Source organism: Kluyvera sp. NPDC087067, from assembly GCF_044745165.1.
In the GTDB taxonomy this organism is placed as follows: domain Bacteria; phylum Pseudomonadota; class Gammaproteobacteria; order Enterobacterales; family Enterobacteriaceae; genus Kluyvera.
In genome coordinates this window covers 378676-397072 of record NZ_JBIUZS010000003.1, presented here as the reverse complement: position 1 = coordinate 397072, position 18397 = coordinate 378676, and the positions used below count along the sequence as shown (strand labels likewise).

The window sequence follows — 18397 nt, the reverse complement described above, 5'->3', positions numbered from 1 at the left end:
TTGGTGGGTCTATCAGAATCAAGGCGGCAATGATGCAGGAGTTTGTCGCCGAACTCCAGCATCATTGCCCTATCGTGCTAAGTGCCCCCCAGATACGCCTTACGTACCTCTTGATTGCCCAGCAGTTCCTCACCGCTTCCGCTAAGGCGGATCTGACCGTTTACCATAACGTAGCCCCGGTCAGAAAGCTTGAGCGCATGATGGGCGTTTTGTTCAACCAGAAAGATGGTCATGCCGCTGTGCGCAAGCTCGCGCAGCGTCAAAAAGATCTGTTTTACCACGATGGGCGCAAGCCCCAGACTGGGTTCATCAAGCAGTAAAAGCTTCGGGCGACTCATCAACGCGCGGGCGATAGCCAACATCTGTTGTTCGCCGCCGGACATGGTCATCGCCCGCTGTTTGCGTCGTTCCTTTAAGCGCGGAAAAAGCTCAAACATGTTCTGAAGATCCTCCGTCGCATAGCGGTTGCCGATAGGGATGGTCCCCATTAACAGGTTTTCTTCAACGGTCATATCCGGGAAAACCCGCCGCCCCTCCGGTGCCTGGGCGATACCGGCGGAGGCAACATAATGCGTCGACTTATGGCTGATATCTTCGCCAGCAAACAGAATCTGACCCCGGCTCACCCGCGGCTGACCGAAAATCGACATTAACAGCGTTGATTTTCCTGCACCGTTGGCCCCGATGAGCGATACGGTTTCCCCTTTATTCACCTGCAATGAGACCTGCTTAAGCGCCTGGATCACGCCGTAATACACGTCCACCTCACGAAATTCCAGTATCGGTTCACTCATAGGCCGACCTCGTCTTCGCTGGCGCCCAGATAGGCGGCAATAACCTTTTCATTATGCTGAATGTGTTCCGCCTTGCCCTGCGCGATAACATCTCCGTGATCGAGCACGATAATATCGTCAGAGATCGCCATCACCATGCCCATATCGTGTTCAATCAGTAAAACGGTGATCGCGTGATGTTCTCGTAGAAAACGAATAATTTTGCTTAACGCCTGCGTCTCCACCGGATTAAGCCCGGCCGCCGGTTCATCAAGGCAGAGGATCTCAGGGCCGGTACACATGGCGCGCGCGATCTCCAGGCGTCGCTGTTGACCGTAGGACATCTCACCCGCCAGCCGGTTGGCGCAATCGACAAGCCCGACCACTTCCAGCCAGTAAAATGCGTGGTCCAGCGCATCGCTTTCCGCTCGCCGATAGGCTGGCGTATTCAGAATACCCGCCAGCAGATTGCGGTTAACCTGCATATGCTGGGCCACCAGCAGGTTTTCAATGACTGACATCTCGCGGAATAAGCGGATATTCTGAAAGGTACGCGCCAGCCCCGCCCGATTGACCAAATGGGTGCCACCAAACATTTTGTAGAAAATACGCGAACCCAAGCGTGCCGGATTCACCCAGTCGCCGGGCTGAAATTTCTGCCCCAGGATCTGAATGACATTGGTCGACTTGCCGCGCGCACGAAAGAATATGTGCCCGCCGGAAGCTTTATAAAAGCCCGTAAGACAATTGAACACGGTCGTTTTTCCCGCACCGTTCGGCCCGATAAGCGCCGTAATCGAACCCCGCTCAACCTCAAGGTTGACGTCGTTTAGCGCCTTGATACCACCAAAATGCATCATCAGATGCTCAACGCTTAGAATAATGTCCCGGCTCATGGCGCCACCCCTTTACGCGTGGCAAAGCCGCTGCGGTTAATCCTTATTAACCCGCGCGGCCGCCAAATCATCATCACCACCATCAGCACGCCAAACAACAGCACGCGATACTCAGCAAAGCTTCTGAGCAGCTCAGGCGTGACGGTCAGCACGAACGCCGCCAGCACCACCCCGACGGTCGAGCCCATTCCGCCCAGCACCACGATGGCCAGGATCAGCGCCGACTCAAAGAAGGTGAACGATGTCGGATTGACAAATCCCTGATAGGTCGCGAAAAAGACCCCGGCAATCCCTGCCGTGGAAGCGCCCAGCGTAAAGGCCGACAGTTTGACCAGCACGTGATTAAGCCCCAGTGAACGGCAAGCAATTTCATCCTCACGCAGCGCTTCCCACGCGCGGCCAATCGGCATCCGCGTCAGGCGATGTTTGATGTACAGCACCGTCAATACGACCACCACCAGTACAGCGTAGATAAAGATAAACTTCAGGTTGGGGTTATAGGTCAGATGGAAAAATTCATGGAACGGCACGCCGCCATCTTTGGCGCGTCGGCCAAACTCAAGGCCAAAGAAGGTTGGCGGGGGTGCGGAGATTCCGTTCGGGCCGCCGGTGAAGCTCAGCCAGTTATTGAGCACCAGGCGGATAATCTCACCGAATCCAAGCGTCACAATCGCCAGATAATCGCCATGCATTCGCAATACAGGGAAACCGAGTAGCGCCCCTGCGGCGGCGGCCATCAGTGCCGCCAGCGGTAGCATCGACCAGAAACCTAATCCCAGATATTGATAACCTAACGCCAGACCGTAGGCCCCAATGGCATAGAAAGCGACATACCCCAGATCCAGTAACCCGGCGAGGCCAACCACAATATTGAGCCCAAGCCCCAACAACACATAGATAAGCCCGAGAATCGCTACCGTAAGCACATATTTGGTCGCCACAAACGGGAAACAGATAGCCAAAGCCAGCACCAGCGGGATTATCCATCGCATCCGGCTTTTATAGCCCACAGGACGCACGTATACCCCAGCGCTATCGCCTTCAAAACGGGCGGCAATGCGCCGCCCCGCCGAGGTCATCAGAAAGGCGCTCAGGATAAACCGCCCCACCATTACCGCGGCAATAATCCATACCAGGCGCTGTCCCTCGAAGTTGAAGCTGTAGCCATCCAGCACGACGCCGACTATTGGCCCAAAAAGAATAAGCGCCACCAGGCCTGAGAAGACGGTGTCGAGAATGCAGCGTTTGAGTGAAAAACCATCGTGTGAAGCCGTTTGCTGTGTCATGTTCAGCTCCTACACTTTGGCGACAATCGGGCGGCCCAGCAGCCCCTGAGGACGAAAAATCAGGATCACCACCAGCAGACCAAAAGAGAACACGTCTTTATAGTCGGAGTTCACAAGCCCTGAGAACTGCGCTTCCGCAATTCCCAGCAGCAATCCGCCGAGCATGGCCCCCGGCAGCGAGCCTATCCCGCCGAGCACGGCAGCGGTAAAAGCCTTGATGCCGATAATAAAACCGGCGTAGAAATCAAAAGTCCCGTAGTTCATGGTGATCAATACGCCCGCCAGACCGGCCATCGCCGCACCAATCATAAACACCAGCGAGATAACCCGGTCGGTGTTGATGCCCAGAATGGACGCCATTTTTCGATCCTGCTGCACCGCGCGGCACATCCGCCCCAGGCGCGTGTGACCAATTATCCAGGTCAGCAATAGCATCCCGGCAAGCGAGGCCAGCAGGATAAAGATTTTGGTATAGGTAATTTGCACAAACCCTTCGCCAATATGCAGACGCAGGACGCCGTCCAGCATCGTCGGTACCCCCTGCTGGCGAGGCCCCTGACTGATTTGCGCGTAGTTTTGCAGAATTAATGACATGCCGATGGCGGAGATAAGCGGTGCCAGTCGCGTCGAGTTGCGTAGCGGCTTGTAGGCGATGCGCTCAATCGTCCAACCGTAAACGCCGGTCACCACGATGGTAAAGACCAGCGTGCCGAGAATCAGCAGCGGAAACGAGTGCAGGCCAAAAAAGGACAGTAGCGCCAGACCAATGGCACAGAGATAAGCGGAAATCATATACACTTCACCGTGGGCGAAGTTAATCATGCCAATAATGCCGTACACCATGGTGTAGCCAATGGCTATCAATCCGTAGACCGAACCCAGCGTCAAACCATTGACGAGCTGTTGCAGAAAGAATGTTTCCATCATCGCGCGCTCTTGTTACAGGCTATTTTATTTAGCGCCGGTGCGTCACCACACCGGCGCTGAGCATTACTCAACTTCTTTGTATTTGCCTTTGTCATCCCACTGATAAACAACGTAGTCGGACACCTTCAGGTCGCCTTTGCTGTCCCAGGCTTTTTTGCCCATGACGGTTTCAACCGGATTGGCTTTCAGCCAGGCGCTGGCTTTGGCCGAGTCGGTACCGCCCGTGGCTTTAAACGCCGCGGCAATGGCCTGAATTGAGGCGTAGGAGTAGAGGGTGTAGCCTTCCGGCTCAAACTTGTTGCTGCGGAATTTCTCGATGACGGCTTTACCATCGGCAATAAGACGCGGATCTTTGCCGAAAGTCATATAAATGCCGTTGGTATATTGTGGGCCTCCGGCTGCGGTGACCATTTCTTCGTTCACAATACAGTCGCCGGAGAAGAATTTAGCCTGGACGCCCTGCTCACGCATTTGACGCACCAGCGGGCCCGCTTCGGGGTGGCAGCCGCCAAAGAACACCACATCCGGTTTCTGTGCACCAATTTTGGTCACCAGCGCGTTGAAGTCTTTCTCACCGCGCGACAGCCCTTCATACATCACATCTTTTACCCCGCGCTTGGCGAGCGCCGCACGCGTGGCATCAGCTAATCCCTGCCCGTAAGTGTCTTTATCGTGAATAATCACCACCCGCTTAGCTTTTAGCTTATCGATGATGAAATCACTGGCGACGCCACCCTGCTGGTCATCACGACCGCACATACGGAACATGTCGTTCATGCCGCGCTCGGTAATCAGCGGGTTAGTGGAACCAGGGGTAATGGCGAGGACTCCGGCGTCGTTATAGACCTCTGACGCGGGCATCGTGGAGGAGGAGCAGAAGTGACCGACAACGGCCTGAACTTTATCCTGATCGACCAGCCGGTTAGCCACCGACACGGCCTGTTTTGGTTCACAGGCATCGTCGCCCTGCACAAGTTTGATTTTTTCGCCGTTAATTCCCCCCGCGGCGTTAATATCTTCAGCAGCCTGAGTCGCCCCATGCCAGTACTGATCGCCATAGGTTGCGTTTGGCCCGGTAAAAGGCCCGGCAACCCCAATAACGATATCAGCCTGGGCGGAAAACGCCGTCACCAGACAACCTGCCAACACAAGAGAAAGCGGACTTCTAATTAATTTCAGTGACATTATTATCTACCTTAGCAAAGAGGTTTATGCATATACACAATGTCATTCGAGTTGGATCAAGGCGGCAAGGGAGCTAATCCCGGCAGCGTACATCAGTACGTGACTGGGGTGAGCGAGCGCAGCCAACACCGAAGCAACTTGAAGGATGAAGTGTAAAGCGGTGTGAAGCCGAACGACTGGCTCGTTCACCAAACAAACGACATCCTGACAATATCCTGCTGATAACGGCGAGGTTTCCTTACGCTTTTCAGGTCAAATCATCAAGCAAAATGGTTGCCAACTTTTTGCAACACTGCTCAGATATTCAACATTTTTGAGTATAGAGCGCCGTTTTAAGGCTTCCGGCCCGTTGAGATGAATTTACGGAGGGGATCACATCTGATTAACAATAAAGTACATAAATAATGCAATAGTCACGCTTTGTGCATTTTTACGATAAACAATGGCGGCGATGGTAGCGTATGGTGCATCGAAGAGATAAATGAGTGCAAGGGAACAGGACGCAGGGCTTTCAAAGATACCGTCATCCCCGCACTAATGTTAAAGTACGTTTTTAATGAAGCTTGCGAGAAACATGCAATGACGGGCATTGACCAGGAAAAAAAGATCCTTTCTGTTTTTGATTTCGACGGCACATTAACCCGCCACGATAGCTTTATTCCTTTTTTGAGATTTGCGTTTGGCCGCCGCCGGTTTAGCCAAAAAATGTTGCGGCTCGCCATTCCCTCGCTACAGTGCTTTCGCCGCAAATTAACCCGTGACGAGTTAAAGGAAGTGTTAATCACTACCTTCCTCGCCGGTACTGAAGAAAAATGGCTCCAGGACCGCGCGGAAGCTTACTGCCAAAAATACTGGAACAAGCTGATGCGCCCGGCTGGGCTTGTGGCGGTAGCAGCGGAAATCTCAACGGCTGCGGAAGTCACCCTGTGCTCCGCCTCACCGATGCTGGTACTGGCGCCGTTTGCTCAACGACTGGGGGTAAAATTAATTGGCACCCAGCTTGAAAGCAAAGATGGCGTTTTAACCGGACGCATTATCGGCCATAACTGCCGCTGTATTCAGAAAATCAAACGGCTGGAAGAGGTCTATGGCCCGCTCAGCCAGTATCATATTCGCGCCTGGGGCGACACGCGGGGAGATTATGAGATGCTGGCCACCGCCAGCGATGCACACTGGCGGCATTTCCACCCGGCGTGGGCACGGAAAAAAGATCCTATCACCGAGTTTCGTAACGAGTTTATGAAGGATTTAACGTGAGATAACGCCCTTCGGGGCGTTCTTGATGAAATTTCTAGTTTAGCGGTGTTCAGAGGAAATCATCTTCGGAAAGGGCAATTTCCTTCAGGCACAAAAAAACCACCCGTAGGTGGTTTCACGACACTGCTTATTGCTTTGATTATTCTGTATATTTCCCATGGTACCCGGAACGAGACTTGAACTCGTACAGCCTATGGCCGAGGGATTTTAAATCCCTTGTGTCTACCGATTCCACCATCCGGGCTCAGGGAAAATTGGAGGCGCGTTCCGGAGTCGAACCGGACTAGACGGATTTGCAATCCGCTACATAACCGCTTTGCTAACGCGCCTTTAAATCTTTAACACCCGCAACTGCCGATGTTTTAATTTGGAGCGGGAAACGAGACTCGAACTCGCGACCCCGACCTTGGCAAGGTCGTGCTCTACCAACTGAGCTATTCCCGCATTATCAAGTTGATTTGATAACCACTTGATTTTGCTATCGTCTGGCAATCAGTGCTGCCGTTCGATGCGTTGCATTCTACTTATCTCACGCGGTGAGTCAACGGTATTTTTCGCAACTTTGTATCGTTTGCTGAAAATAACGCCGAAACGATCACTCTTGAAGCAAATCGCCGCGTGCCGCATTCAAATATTGCAGCATTGACCACAGTGTTAATACCGCAGCCACGAGGAACAGAGCGATACCGGCCCACTCGACCCACATGTTAGGGCGCCACAGCATCCACACCAGCGCGGTCATTTGCGCGGTCGTTTTTACTTTGCCAATCCATGACACCGCAACGCTGCTGCGTTTACCCAGTTCCGCCATCCACTCACGCAGAGCGGAGATAATGATCTCACGTGCGATCATCGTGGCGGCAGGCAGCGTCACCCACCAGGTGTGATAATGCTCAGCCACCAGAACCATGGCGATAGCGACCATGACCTTATCGGCGACCGGATCAAGGAACGCCCCGAAACGGGTGCTCTGGTTCCAGCGACGGGCCAGATAACCGTCAAACCAGTCGGTAACAGCGGCAATAAAGAAAATCAGCGCGCAGGCAAACGGCGCCCAGACAACGGGAAGGTAGAACGCCAATACGAAAAACGGAATCAGGATGACGCGGAACAGCGTAAGCAATGTAGGGATATTATATTGCATGGCGTGGTAACTATCTGTTGTTAGTAAATATTAGCCCTATGTTGCTACAGAGCCCCTAATGTTTCAACGAGTAGAAGATCTTTTCTGCTAAACCCTGTGATATTCCGGGTACTTTAGCAATATCATCGATGGTCGCCTGCTGCAAACCTTGCAGTCCGCCCATGTACTTGAGCAGCATCTGACGCCGCTTTGGCCCAATGCCTTCAATGGTCTCTAGCGTACTGGTGCTTTTGACTTTCGCCCGTTTTTTGCGGTGCCCTGAAATAGCGTGATCGTGCGATTCGTCGCGAATATGCTGAATCACATGCAACGCTGGCGAATCTGGCGGCAGGTTGAAGCCTTCACCTTCCGGCTCGAAGAACAGCGTCTCCAGCCCCGCTTTGCGATCGGTGCCCTTTGCTACACCCAATAATAGGGGATGATGCTTATCCCACGGTACATCAAGCTCAGCAAACACCGCCTTCGCCTGCCCCAACTGCCCTTTCCCGCCATCGATTAAAATGACATCCGGGATTTTGCTCTCTTCGATAGCCTTTCCATAGCGTCGACGCAGGACCTGATTCATGGCGGCGTAATCATCACCGGGCGTGATGCCAGTGATATTGTAGCGACGATATTCGGCGCGTAATGGGCCGTTGGCGTCAAAGACCACACAAGACGCCACGGTCTGCTCGCCCATGGTGTGGCTAATGTCGAAACACTCCATCCTTTTGATAGCCGGGAGTTTCAATTCTTCGGCCAATGCCCGCAAACGCTGGTGGACGGTAGATTGTTGCGAAAGTTTGGTTGATAACGCCGTTACCGCGTTGGTGCGCGCAAGCTTCAGATAACGCGCGCGATCGCCGCGCGGCTTGGTCTGAACCTGAACGCGTCGGCCCGCCATCTCGGATAAAGAGTCGGCAAGCAGCGTTTTATCACTCAACGTGAAGTCGAGCAGAATCTCTCCAGGTAAGGTGCGCATCTGGCTGCCCTGAAAATAGAACTGCCCCACGAAAGTCTCCACTACCTCGCCCAGTTCCGTATCGCTCGGCACCTTAGGGAAATAGCTACGGCTGCCCAATACTTTCCCCTGGCGAATAAACAGGACGTGAACACAGGCCATGCCCGCTTCAAATGCCACGCCGATAACATCGAGGTCGTCACCATTATTGGAAACAAACTGTTTTTCAGTCACGCGGCGTACGGCCTGAATCTGGTCGCGGATACGTGCGGCTTCTTCAAACGCGAGCGCCTGGCTGGCTTTTTCCATTCGGGCGATAAGCTGCGTCAACACCTGGTCGTCTTTTCCTGAGAGGAATAAACGCACGTATTCAACCTGCTGCGCATATTCTTCTTCACTGACCAGTCCAGAGACGCATGGCCCCAGGCAACGGCCAATTTGATATTGCAGGCAGGGACGCGAACGGTTGCGATAAACGCTATTTTCGCATTGCCGAATGGGGAAAATCTTTTGCAGTAGCGCCAGCGTTTCTCGCACCGCGTAACCGTTCGGGAATGGCCCGAAATACTCGCCTTTTGCATGCTTGGCGCCGCGATGGGTGGCAAGCCGGGGATGGGCGTCGGAGCTCAGGAAAATAAACGGATACGACTTATCGTCACGCAGCAGCACGTTGTAACGAGGCTGATAGAGCTTGATGTAGTTGTGCTCAAGCAATAGCGCTTCGGTTTCGGTGTGGGTAACGGTGACATCAATCTGCGCGATTTGCGCGACGAGCGCCTCCGTTTTACGGGAAGCAACGTTGGCACGAAAATAGCTGGAAAGGCGTTTTTTAAGGTCTTTTGCTTTACCAACATAAATAACCGTACCGCCGGCGTCATACATACGATAAACGCCGGGCTGGCTGGTTACAGTTTTCAGAAAGGCTTTCGAATCAAAAACATCACTCACTGACTTGCTAACGACTCCGCATTGCACAGGCCATGGCGAATTGCCAGGTGAGTCAGCTCAACGTCACCGTGTATATTCAGCTTGCTGAACATACGATAGCGGTAACTGTTCACCGTCTTAGGACTCAGACTCAACTGCTCTGAAATCTCATTCACCTTCTGACCTTTGGTGATCATCAGCATAATCTGCAATTCACGTTCAGACAAACTGGAGAATGGGGATTCAGTCTTTTCCGGTTCAATCTGGCTCAGCGCCATCTGTTGAGCAATATCTGAAGCAATATAACGCTGCCCGGAGAATACGGAGCGAATGGCATTCACCACCTCTTGTGGTGCAGCCCCTTTGCTCAGGTACCCGGCGGCGCCAGCTTGCATCACTTTTGCTGGCAGTGGGTTTTCCGTATGCACGGTTAACATGATGACTTTGGTATCAACCGCTAAACGCGCAATTTTGCGCGTTGCTTCGAGGCCACCGATACCAGGCATGTTCATATCCATGAGCACAACATCAACCGGGTTCGCGCGGCACCATTTTACCGCATCTTCCCCACAGTTGGCTTCGCCGGTGACTCTAATACCTTTTATATCTTCGAGAATGCGTCGTATCCCTGCGCGCACCAGTTCGTGGTCATCAACAAGAAGAACGTTGATCAAAGGAATAATCTCCAGAATAGGGATAACGCTACTACATCTTAATTCCCACATACTACCGGGTTTTATATCAACTGTGAAAGTCTAAAAATGCCAGAGTCTCGATTTCGATCTCGTTTTTGGAAATATACGTGTACAACCTCTGGAAATCACTAAAAAACAAAAGGATGCATAAGATAAGGATTAGTCCGCATACGGACATATTCTGTGGTAACCGGCCCTTTGTCGTATATTTGATAATTAGAGCTTATAATATGTAACAACAATTAACGCGACAAGAACGGTATTTAAACATTTCTCGGCTAAGCTACTGTGTTTAGGTCGTTAAATAATAACTAATAGCAGAGCCGGCGACGCGCAAAAAATAGCCACTCCTTTTTTTGCCAAAGCTTGTGGTATACTGCGCCGCTTTCATCATCCGCATTGCGCATTTTGCGCAGAAATCGTACGAGGCTATAAATGAGCACACCTGATTTTTCCACCGCTGAAAATAATCAAAACCTGGCACAGGAAGTATCCTGCCTGAAGTCACTGCTGACCCTCATGCTGCAAGCTATGGGCCAGGCAGACGCAGGTCGTGTGATTATTAAGATGGAAAAGCAAATTGCGCAGTTAGAAGATGACGCTCAGGCTGCCGTATTTTCCAGCACTGTTAAGCAAATTAAACAAGCTTACCGCCAGTAATAATAAATCGGCTGTCAGCCTTGCTGCTGATAGCCGATTTGCGGTCTGGCACGCAGAACATCAATACAGATCAGATCACACCAATCGCCGCCGCATAGCAGGCTATCTGCGTTTTATTAGGCGCATCAAATTTTCTCTGCATGTTTTTCTGATGGAAATTCACCGTATTTTCGGAAATAGACAGAATTATCGAAATTTCCGCAGACGTTTTTCCTTCTGCCGTCCATTTCAGTATCTCTAATTCCCGTTTACTGAATTTCATTTCACGCGGCATCACCATCTCATCTTCCAGCCGTAATAACGCCAGCAGACTTCCTTCTAACAAAACTTGTAAACGTAATGCAATTACATCCTCCGCATGCGGATTATCTGTAGTGCGCGTACGCGATATTGAAAGAAAGCCATGAGCATGATTTGCCAGCATCAGACACTGGGTCGCACCGTTTTGCAGACCGTGGTCGCGCGCGGCATCCCACAACTCCTGGGCATCGCGGAATAGCTCATCATTCCAGCGTAAAAAGCCTAACGCAAAGTTTTCAGGTTTAAGCACGGGGTCGATAGCCAGATAGTTTGCCGACTTATACTGTGACATCCAGACTTCTGGATAGGTGCTATATACCGAGACTTTTGGGCGCGTGAAAGGCACCGGATGACGAACACACAAAGCGAAGAAATCGTGTTGCAGATTTTCTGTTTGCTGCTGCAGTAGCGTGTAAATCTGTTCGCTTGTTGAGGCTGCCTGAAAAAGATGCAGCATTTCCCGCCGCCAACTGAAAAAATCATCGTCTCTCATCACAAACGAGAAACCCCCTGATTAACAATTATTTTTATGAATACAAAAACTAACACATAAATCTTATTTATATGTATAAAATATCACGCTTTATGAAAATAATTCCCATTTGCTCTGTTTTGTTAACGCAATGCCCTACACAACGGCCTTGAGTCACTTTCAGCTTATTGCAGACGACACAAAACCGCGCCGTTAATAAGTCGGCTAATAGTAAAAATTTGCATCTAAATGAATAGGTTCACGCCATATCATCATTTACGGTGTGAAATAAGTCATTAGACCACGCTCCCGTTATCCTGACGGGAGCGTGGACTGGGGCTACTGCATGAGGAATTTTTCGAGGAACTGACGAGTACGAGCGTGCTGAGGATTAGCAAACAACGCTTTTGCTTCACCTTGCTCCACCACGCGCCCCTGATCCATAAAGATGGCACGGTCAGCAACATCACGCGCGAAGCTCATTTCATGCGTCACAATAACCATCGTGCGTTTTTCTTCAGCCAGCGCACGGATGGTGTTCAGCACTTCCCCTACCAGCTCAGGGTCGAGGGCAGACGTTGGCTCATCAAACAAAATCACATCCGGGCGCATCGCGAGCGCGCGCGCAATCGCCACACGCTGCTGCTGGCCGCCGGATAAGCGGCGAGGATAGCTCTCTTCTTTGCCCGATAAACCAACCTTGGCAAGCAGTTCTCGCGCCCGCGCCATAGCACCTGGTTTATCTTCCCCTTTAACGATAACCGGGCCTTCAATAATGTTATCCATCACCGTGCGATGAGGAAACAGATTGAAGCTTTGAAAGACAAAGCCAACATGCTGACGAAGACGACGGATAAGCCCTTTTTGTTGACTGAATGGCCGCGCGGCGTCGATGGTGATATCCCCTACCCGTATGGTGCCGCTTTCCGGCTGTTCCAGGAGATTAATACTGCGCAAAAGCGTGGTTTTGCCTGAACCACTCGGCCCAATAATCGCCACCACTTCCCCTTCTTCCACTTCCAGATCGATACCGTGCAGCACCGTCTGTCCGTGGAATTTTTTCACCAGGTTTTTGACTTCAATTGCACTCATTTCGGGTCTCGCTCCTGGCGGTTAAGCTGGTTTTCAAAATAGTTCTGCAACGCTGATAGCACCGTTGCCATCACCCAGTAAATCAGCGAGGCGGCAAGGTACATGGTAAACACTTCCAGCGTTCGCGAGGTGATGAGCTGCGCCTGACGAAACAGTTCCGGCACCTGAATGGTTGCCGCAAGCGAAGTGTCCTTCACCAGGCTAATAAAACTGTTCGACAGCGGCGGCAATGCCACCCTGCCCGCTTGCGGTAAAATGGCCCGACGCAGCGTTTGCCATGGCGTCATACCGATACTGGCGGCGGCTTCCCACTGCCCTTTATCAATCGACGAAATTGCCGCACGCAGGGTTTCCGCCGCGTAGGCCGCCGTATTTAATGACAGGCCAATCATCGCAGACGGAATAGGATCCAGTTCAATGCCAAACTGCGGCAGGCCGTAGTAAATCATAAACAGCTGCGCAATCAGCGGCGTACCGCGAAATATGGATATGTAACACCGCGCCAGCCAGCGCACAGGGGCGATGGATGACAGGCGCATCAGCGCGAGAATAAAGCCTAATATCAAGCCAAAGAACATCCCGCCGATACTGAGCTGGAGCGTAAACACGGCACCTTTAAGCAGGTACGGTGCAGATTCGATAACGAGTTGAATACTTTCTTGCATGAGCGCGTTCTATTTAAATGTGAGGATGATAAGCGAACAACGCAGGCGCGCCGCCAGTATGGATAAACAGAATCGGCCCTTCATCTTTAAAACGTTTCTGGCTGATACCATCAATAAGCCCAGCCATCGCTTTGCCGGTATAGACCGGATCGAGCAGGATACCTTCCAGGCGTGCCAGCAGTTTAACGGCTTCCATTCCTTCATCATTAGGAATGCCGTATGCCGGGGCAAAATAGTCGTCCCATAAGGTAATACCGGCTTTCGCGGTCAGTTCGAGACGTTGGGCGATCTCTTGTTGCAGCGTGACGACTTTCGGTAATTGATCGGCCACGCTCCGCGAGACGGTCACGCCAATCAGCTCAGCCTGTGGCATTAACTGCTCAAGCCCTACCGCCAGCCCCGCATGCGTACCGGCACTCCCGGAGGCAACCACCACCGAAGAAAGAGAGACCGCACCTTCGCACTGCTGAGCAATTTCCAGCGCACTCTCAACATAACCCAGCGCTCCCAGCGCGTTTGAACCGCCGACCGGTATCACGTAAGGACGAAAGCCCTGCGCTTCTACGCGGGTCGCCAGCTCTGCCAGCTGAGCGTTGGGATCGTTTAAGGCATCGCACATTTCAATCTGCACGTTAAACAGATCCAGCAGCAGACGGTTACCGTTGCTGAGATAGTTTTCCGCTTTGGTGCCCATTGGGTTTTCCAGCAGCGCCACGCAGTGCAGGCCCAGCTTCGCCGCGACCGCCGCGGTCTGGCGTACGTGGTTTGATTGAATTGCCCCGGCGGTGATTAACGTATCGGCGCCTTCGCGCAGCGCATCAGCGGCTAAAAATTCCAGCTTACGCAGCTTGTTGCCGCCCATTGCCATCGGCGTGACGTCATCACGTTTGATAAAGATTTCGCGGCCAATGTAGTCAGAAAAACGCGGCAGGTACTCCAGCGGCGTTGGCGCGCCAATAAATTCCAGACGCGGAAAACGGGTTAAATTTTGCAATGACATAAAATCTCCTTGGTCTTGTTTTTATTATGCGCCTTAAATGAAAAAAGGCGCCCTATCAGCGCCTTTTTTCAATCAGAACGATTACTGCGTAACGTCAGCACCGAACCATTTTTCAGACAGCGCCTTCAGGCTACCGTCTTTATGCATGGCGTCAATGGCGCCATCAATCGCTTTTTGCAGATCTTCATTGCCTTTACGCAGCGCAACGCCGGACTCCTGACGAGAGAACGCTTCACCGGCAACCGCCAACGTATTATTGGTTTTCTTCACCAGATCCAGTGCAGCCAGACGATCCACCAGAATAGCGTTAATACGGCCTACGCGCAGATCCTGGTATTTGGTTGGGTCATCATCATAGGTGCGAATATCAACACCCTGAACGTTTTGACGCAGCCACTCTTCATAGTTGGTGCCCAGCCCCACGCCAACTTTTTTCCCTTTCAGGTCAGCTGCGGTTTTGATGGAATCTTCACTGCCTTTTTTCACCAGCGCCTGAATACCGGAGATGGTATACGGGGTGGAGAAGTCATATTTTTTCTGACGTTCTGGCGAGATAGTGACCTGATTGATAACCACATCAATACGCTTAGAATCCAGCGATGCCAGCATGCCATCCCATTTAGTTGGTTTCAGGTCAGCTTTTACGCCGAGGTGTTCAGCGAGTTCATTAGCGAACTCCACCTCAAAACCGGTCAACTTGCCATCTTCGCCCTGGAAACTGAACGGAGGATAGGTGCCTTCCAGCCCGACGCGCAACGTACCGCGCTCTTTAACCTGATTTAACAAATTCTCAGCAGCAAACGTCTGTACGCTTGCTCCCGCTACCAGCGCAACGGCCATTACGCCCATCAACGCCTGACGACCCAGAAACTTCAGCTTCATTATGCCCCCGAAAAGCATCACTTTTTTGGTAGTGTAATCTGTTCGCCATTAATGACAAACAACCAACAGATCCATGTTATTCCAATTTAATATATATCAGAGGTTTCACAGTCCGCGAGGTTTTGTGTCTCACGACAGGCATGCTGGCGAAGGAAGCGCAGGTATTTACGCAGCGCAATTCGATAGTTATTGGTGCTGATTGCAGGCAGCCATTGCTCAAGCTGCTCCTCGGCGTGACGTTCCAGCAGCATGGCTTGCGGCACCTGATGTTCATTGAAATGGTTGCCCAATCGCCGTAAGCGCACCACGTATTCGCGTACGGTACCGGTACTCATGTCGGTCTTTTCGAGGAGATACTGTTTGAAGTGGATAATATTGAAGAACGCGCTTTGTTCTTTGCAGTGCAGATCGCCGCAGAAGCGACACAGGGCAGACCATGCATTGCGCTCCTGTTGCCACATGGTTTCATCCATCGGCGTATCAAGACGGGAAATCGCAATTTTATTGACTATCTCCCCCTGGCGTACAAGCGTGATGCGGTCGAGCAGTTTATGACAGTGAGCACAATGCGTTTGGCTGTGTTTGAAGTCTTTCAGATAGCGGCTTAATGGCCGTCTTTTTACCTGCATCATCATGATAACTCCGGGTTTTCATTGCATAATGCGGCATCTATGGTCCAACGATATGTTATTCCAACCTACAACTTACCCAGCTTGATGCGCAGACGCTTAATCGCCTGGCTGTGTAGCTGACTGACGCGCGACTCCCCTACTTCCAGTACCGCGCCAATCTCTTTAAGATTCAGCTCTTCCTGGTAATAGAGGGTTAACACCAATTTTTCGCGCTCGGGTAAGGCATCGATCGCCTCCATCACGCGCTGGCGCAAAGAGCCTTCCAGCAGTTGGTGCAGCGGGTTTTCGTGTTGATTCTCCTCCGTCACAAGCTCAATGCTGTCGCCGTACTCTTCTCGCCACTCGTCGTAGGAGAAAAGCTGGCTGTTATTGGTATCCAGCAGCACCTGACGGTATTCCTCAATCGCGATCCCTAATCGCTGCGCGACTTCAGTTTCCGTCGCGTTTCGTCCCAGCTCTTGCTCAAGTTGACCTAGCGTTTGCGCAACTTCACGCGCGTTCCGCCGAACGCTACGCGGCACCCAGTCCCGGCTGCGTAGTTCGTCCAGCATCGCCCCACGGATGCGTTGCACTGCGTAAGTTGTAAATGCCGTTCCCTGCAGAGCGTCATAGCGTTCAACAGCATTCAATAAACCGATACCGCCCGCCTGGAGCAGATCGTCCAGTTCCACGCTCGCTGGCAAACGCACCTGAAGGCGCAGCGCTTCGTGACGCACCAGCGGCACATAGCGTTGCCATAGCGAGTGTTTATCCATTACACCTTCAGCGGTATACATTGAATTCACGATAAACAGCCCTGCATTAAAATGAGTTATCGGCACAATTATCCGTTTCTACAGACGTTTTAATCGATGGAACAGTGGGGAAAAGAGGGGGTTATTTGCAGAGTAAGTGAAATTCGGGGATCAAAAAAACCCCGCCGAGGCGGGGTTGGTCAGGTTGCGGGAGATTAACCCTGCAGCAGAGACAGAACCTGCTGTGGAACCTGGTTAGCTTTCGCCAACACGGAGTTACCGGCCTGCTGGATGATCTGCGCTTTAGACATGTTCGACACTTCGGTCGCATAGTCGGCGTCCTGAATACGGGACTGCGCTTCAGACAGGTTGGTGGTGGTGTTGTTCAGGTTGGTGACTGCGGAGTCCAGACGGTTCTGAACGGCACCCAAGGATGAACGGAATTTGTCTACGGATGCGATAGCATCATCCAATGCTTTAAGAGGATTGGTAGTTTTGCCATTCACAATTGCTTCAACATCATTAGTTGCGCTTGAGAGGTCTTTTCCACTCAATTCAGCTGAATTATAGGCTTTACCAGAGGTCGCATCGACAATAATTTTAGTCGTGCCGTTGTCACCACCAAATTGAATAGCTGCATTTGTCACAGCCTTACCATCAGCATCAGTATAGCTTGCAGTTTGTACCTTAACTTTACCAGTAGTGGTATCAACATCAGCCGCATACAAAGTGCCATCCTGCGCTTTGATCGCATAAGTGGAAGTATCATTCCCTTTTGCATCTTGCAGTTTTACTAATGTTGCACCACTGCTGATACCTGCAGTGGCAGCATCGGTATCAAAAGCAACTGTTTTGCCAGCAACCCCAGGGGCAGTGTTGGCAACAGTTGTTACGGCAGTAGTATCAGTTACGGTTGGAGTAGCCAGGGTACCACTACCAAGGGTGATCTCACCAGCAGTCGCAGACGTGCTGTCTGAATCAATAGTAACTTGATAGTAACCGTCATCTGCACTGTTGGTTGCTCCAGACAGGCTCGCGTAGTAATTGCCATCATCAGCTTTAACGATTTTATCAACAGTACCACCCTTAGCGATAGTCGTTGCAAGAGTAGCAAGATCCGCAGTAGCCGCCTTAACAGGTACAGTGCCACCTGGTGCTGCTGTTCCACCAACAGTATCGATTGCAGCGCTTGTTTTCACTGCATCGTTATTCTTAACGTTAAAGTTATCAAGGCCCAGTGTTTTAGAATCAATCTGTTGTAGGTTGATTTCGATAGTTTGACCATCATTCGCACCAACCTGAATTTTCATGGTGCCGTCTTTTGCCAGTACGTTCACGCCGTTGAACTGAGTCTGACCGGAAACGCGGTCAATTTCTGACAGACGGGATTTGATTTCGTCCTGGATTGAAGACAGGTCAGAATCGGAGTTAGTACCGGTGGTTGCCTGAACGGTCAGTTCACGCACACGCTGCAAGTTGTTGTTGATTTCAGACAGCGCGCCTTCAGTGGTCTGCGCCAGAGAGATACCGTCGTTAGCGTTACGAGCCGCCTGAGTCAGGCCTTTAATGTTAGAGGTGAAACGGTTCGCAATCGCCTGACCCGCTGCGTCATCCTTCGCGCTGTTGATACGCAAGCCAGAAGACAGACGCTCGATAGAACTGGACAGAGCAGACTGGTTCTTGTTGATGTTGTTCTGAGTGATCAGCGAGAGGCTGTTGGTATTAATGACTTGTGCCATGATTCGTTATCCTATATTTCAAGTCGTTGATTACGTAATGGGTTTTCACCCGTCGGCTCAATCGCCGTCAAAGGTGTTATCGTCTGCTGTAAAACAACCTTTAGAATTTTTTTTCGTAATCCCGATTTTTTTTAGCCGCCGAAATACTCTTTTCTACCCCCCTTATTCCTGCCATTAAAAAAAACGCAATA

General features: G+C 51.5%; 18 protein-coding genes and 3 tRNA genes. 2 read left to right on the top strand and 19 right to left on the bottom strand.

The window, feature by feature from the left end; translation table 11 throughout:
• Positions 1-77: 77 nt before the first annotated feature.
• The 5 genes from ACIPDS_RS10630 to ACIPDS_RS10610 all read right to left on the bottom strand — a co-directional run bounded on the left by ACIPDS_RS10630 (position 78) and on the right by ACIPDS_RS10610 (position 5067).
• Entirely contained in the window at positions 78-794 is a 717-nt protein-coding gene (locus ACIPDS_RS10630) for an ABC transporter ATP-binding protein (protein ID WP_400735267.1), read from the bottom strand.
• A complete protein-coding gene (locus tag ACIPDS_RS10625; RefSeq protein WP_400735265.1) occupies positions 791-1669 on the bottom strand; it encodes an ABC transporter ATP-binding protein in 879 nt (292 codons plus the stop codon). The genes ACIPDS_RS10630 and ACIPDS_RS10625 overlap by 4 nt, the downstream gene beginning before the upstream one ends.
• Positions 1666-2955, bottom strand: coding sequence for a high-affinity branched-chain amino acid ABC transporter permease LivM (gene livM, locus ACIPDS_RS10620; RefSeq protein ID WP_400735263.1), 1290 nt, complete (start codon positions 2953-2955; stop codon positions 1666-1668). Before livM ends, ACIPDS_RS10625 begins: the two co-directional genes overlap by 4 nt.
• A 9-nt stretch (positions 2956-2964) precedes the next feature.
• Positions 2965-3879: a branched-chain amino acid ABC transporter permease LivH gene (locus tag ACIPDS_RS10615; RefSeq protein WP_400735601.1), complete on the bottom strand. Its 915-nt coding sequence runs from the start codon at positions 3877-3879 to the stop codon at positions 2965-2967.
• Positions 3880-3945: 66 nt separating this feature from the next.
• Positions 3946-5067 carry a branched-chain amino acid ABC transporter substrate-binding protein gene (locus ACIPDS_RS10610; RefSeq protein ID WP_166513515.1) on the bottom strand — a complete coding sequence of 374 codons (1122 nt, stop codon included), beginning with the start codon at positions 5065-5067 and terminating at the stop codon, positions 3946-3948.
• Between the two features lie 579 nt (positions 5068-5646).
• Between ACIPDS_RS10610 and ACIPDS_RS10605 the strand changes: the two genes are divergently transcribed.
• On the top strand, positions 5647-6324 hold the full coding sequence (locus ACIPDS_RS10605) for an HAD family hydrolase (RefSeq protein WP_400735260.1): 678 nt from the start codon (positions 5647-5649) through the stop codon (positions 6322-6324).
• A 158-nt stretch (positions 6325-6482) separates the two neighbouring features.
• Here the strand turns inward: ACIPDS_RS10605 and ACIPDS_RS10600 are convergent.
• From ACIPDS_RS10600 to uvrY, 6 genes are all read right to left on the bottom strand, one after another.
• Positions 6483-6568, bottom strand: a tRNA-Leu gene (locus ACIPDS_RS10600).
• Positions 6569-6579: 11 nt separating this feature from the next.
• Positions 6580-6653 (bottom strand) — tRNA-Cys (locus ACIPDS_RS10595).
• 39 nt (positions 6654-6692) lie between these two features.
• Positions 6693-6768: transfer RNA gene (locus ACIPDS_RS10590), tRNA-Gly, on the bottom strand.
• Positions 6769-6919: 151 nt separating this feature from the next.
• The gene (pgsA, locus tag ACIPDS_RS10585; RefSeq protein ID WP_166513513.1) at positions 6920-7468 is read right to left on the bottom strand and encodes a CDP-diacylglycerol--glycerol-3-phosphate 3-phosphatidyltransferase; all 549 of its coding nucleotides are present in this window, start codon (positions 7466-7468) and stop codon (positions 6920-6922) included.
• A gap of 55 nt (positions 7469-7523) precedes the next feature.
• Positions 7524-9356, bottom strand: coding sequence for an excinuclease ABC subunit UvrC (uvrC, locus tag ACIPDS_RS10580; RefSeq protein WP_400735258.1), 1833 nt, complete (start codon positions 9354-9356; stop codon positions 7524-7526).
• Positions 9353-10009, bottom strand: a complete 657-nt coding sequence (gene uvrY / locus ACIPDS_RS10575; protein ID WP_166513511.1) for a UvrY/SirA/GacA family response regulator transcription factor — start codon at positions 10007-10009, stop codon at positions 9353-9355. The genes uvrC and uvrY overlap by 4 nt, the downstream gene beginning before the upstream one ends.
• Positions 10010-10465: 456 nt before the next feature.
• Here uvrY and ACIPDS_RS10570 point away from each other — a divergent pair, with 456 nt between their 5' ends.
• Positions 10466-10690, top strand: a complete 225-nt coding sequence (locus ACIPDS_RS10570) for a DUF2594 family protein (protein ID WP_052283513.1) — start codon at positions 10466-10468, stop codon at positions 10688-10690.
• A 70-nt stretch (positions 10691-10760) separates the two neighbouring features.
• On the opposite strand, the gene sdiA is transcribed toward ACIPDS_RS10570, so the two are convergent.
• From sdiA to ACIPDS_RS10530, 8 genes are all read right to left on the bottom strand, one after another.
• A complete protein-coding gene (gene sdiA / locus ACIPDS_RS10565; RefSeq protein ID WP_166514440.1) occupies positions 10761-11483 on the bottom strand; it encodes a transcriptional regulator SdiA in 723 nt (240 codons plus the stop codon).
• A gap of 318 nt (positions 11484-11801) precedes the next feature.
• Positions 11802-12554, bottom strand: a complete 753-nt coding sequence (gene tcyN / locus ACIPDS_RS10560) for an L-cystine ABC transporter ATP-binding protein TcyN (RefSeq protein ID WP_400735255.1) — start codon at positions 12552-12554, stop codon at positions 11802-11804.
• Entirely contained in the window at positions 12551-13219 is a 669-nt protein-coding gene (gene tcyL / locus ACIPDS_RS10555) for a cystine ABC transporter permease (RefSeq protein ID WP_400735253.1), read from the bottom strand. Before tcyL ends, tcyN begins: the two co-directional genes overlap by 4 nt.
• Before the next feature lie 13 nt (positions 13220-13232).
• The gene (dcyD, locus tag ACIPDS_RS10550; protein WP_400735251.1) at positions 13233-14219 is read right to left on the bottom strand and encodes a D-cysteine desulfhydrase; all 987 of its coding nucleotides are present in this window, start codon (positions 14217-14219) and stop codon (positions 13233-13235) included.
• Positions 14220-14300: 81 nt separating this feature from the next.
• A complete protein-coding gene (gene tcyJ, locus ACIPDS_RS10545; protein WP_166513507.1) occupies positions 14301-15101 on the bottom strand; it encodes a cystine ABC transporter substrate-binding protein in 801 nt (266 codons plus the stop codon).
• 86 nt (positions 15102-15187) lie between these two features.
• Positions 15188-15739: a flagella biosynthesis regulatory protein FliZ gene (gene fliZ / locus ACIPDS_RS10540; protein WP_400735598.1), complete on the bottom strand. Its 552-nt coding sequence runs from the start codon at positions 15737-15739 to the stop codon at positions 15188-15190.
• 59 nt (positions 15740-15798) lie between these two features.
• Positions 15799-16518, bottom strand: a complete 720-nt coding sequence (locus ACIPDS_RS10535; protein ID WP_166513506.1) for an RNA polymerase sigma factor FliA — start codon at positions 16516-16518, stop codon at positions 15799-15801.
• 164 nt (positions 16519-16682) lie between these two features.
• Entirely contained in the window at positions 16683-18206 is a 1524-nt protein-coding gene (locus ACIPDS_RS10530; protein ID WP_400735248.1) for a flagellin, read from the bottom strand.
• Positions 18207-18397 lie beyond the last annotated feature (191 nt).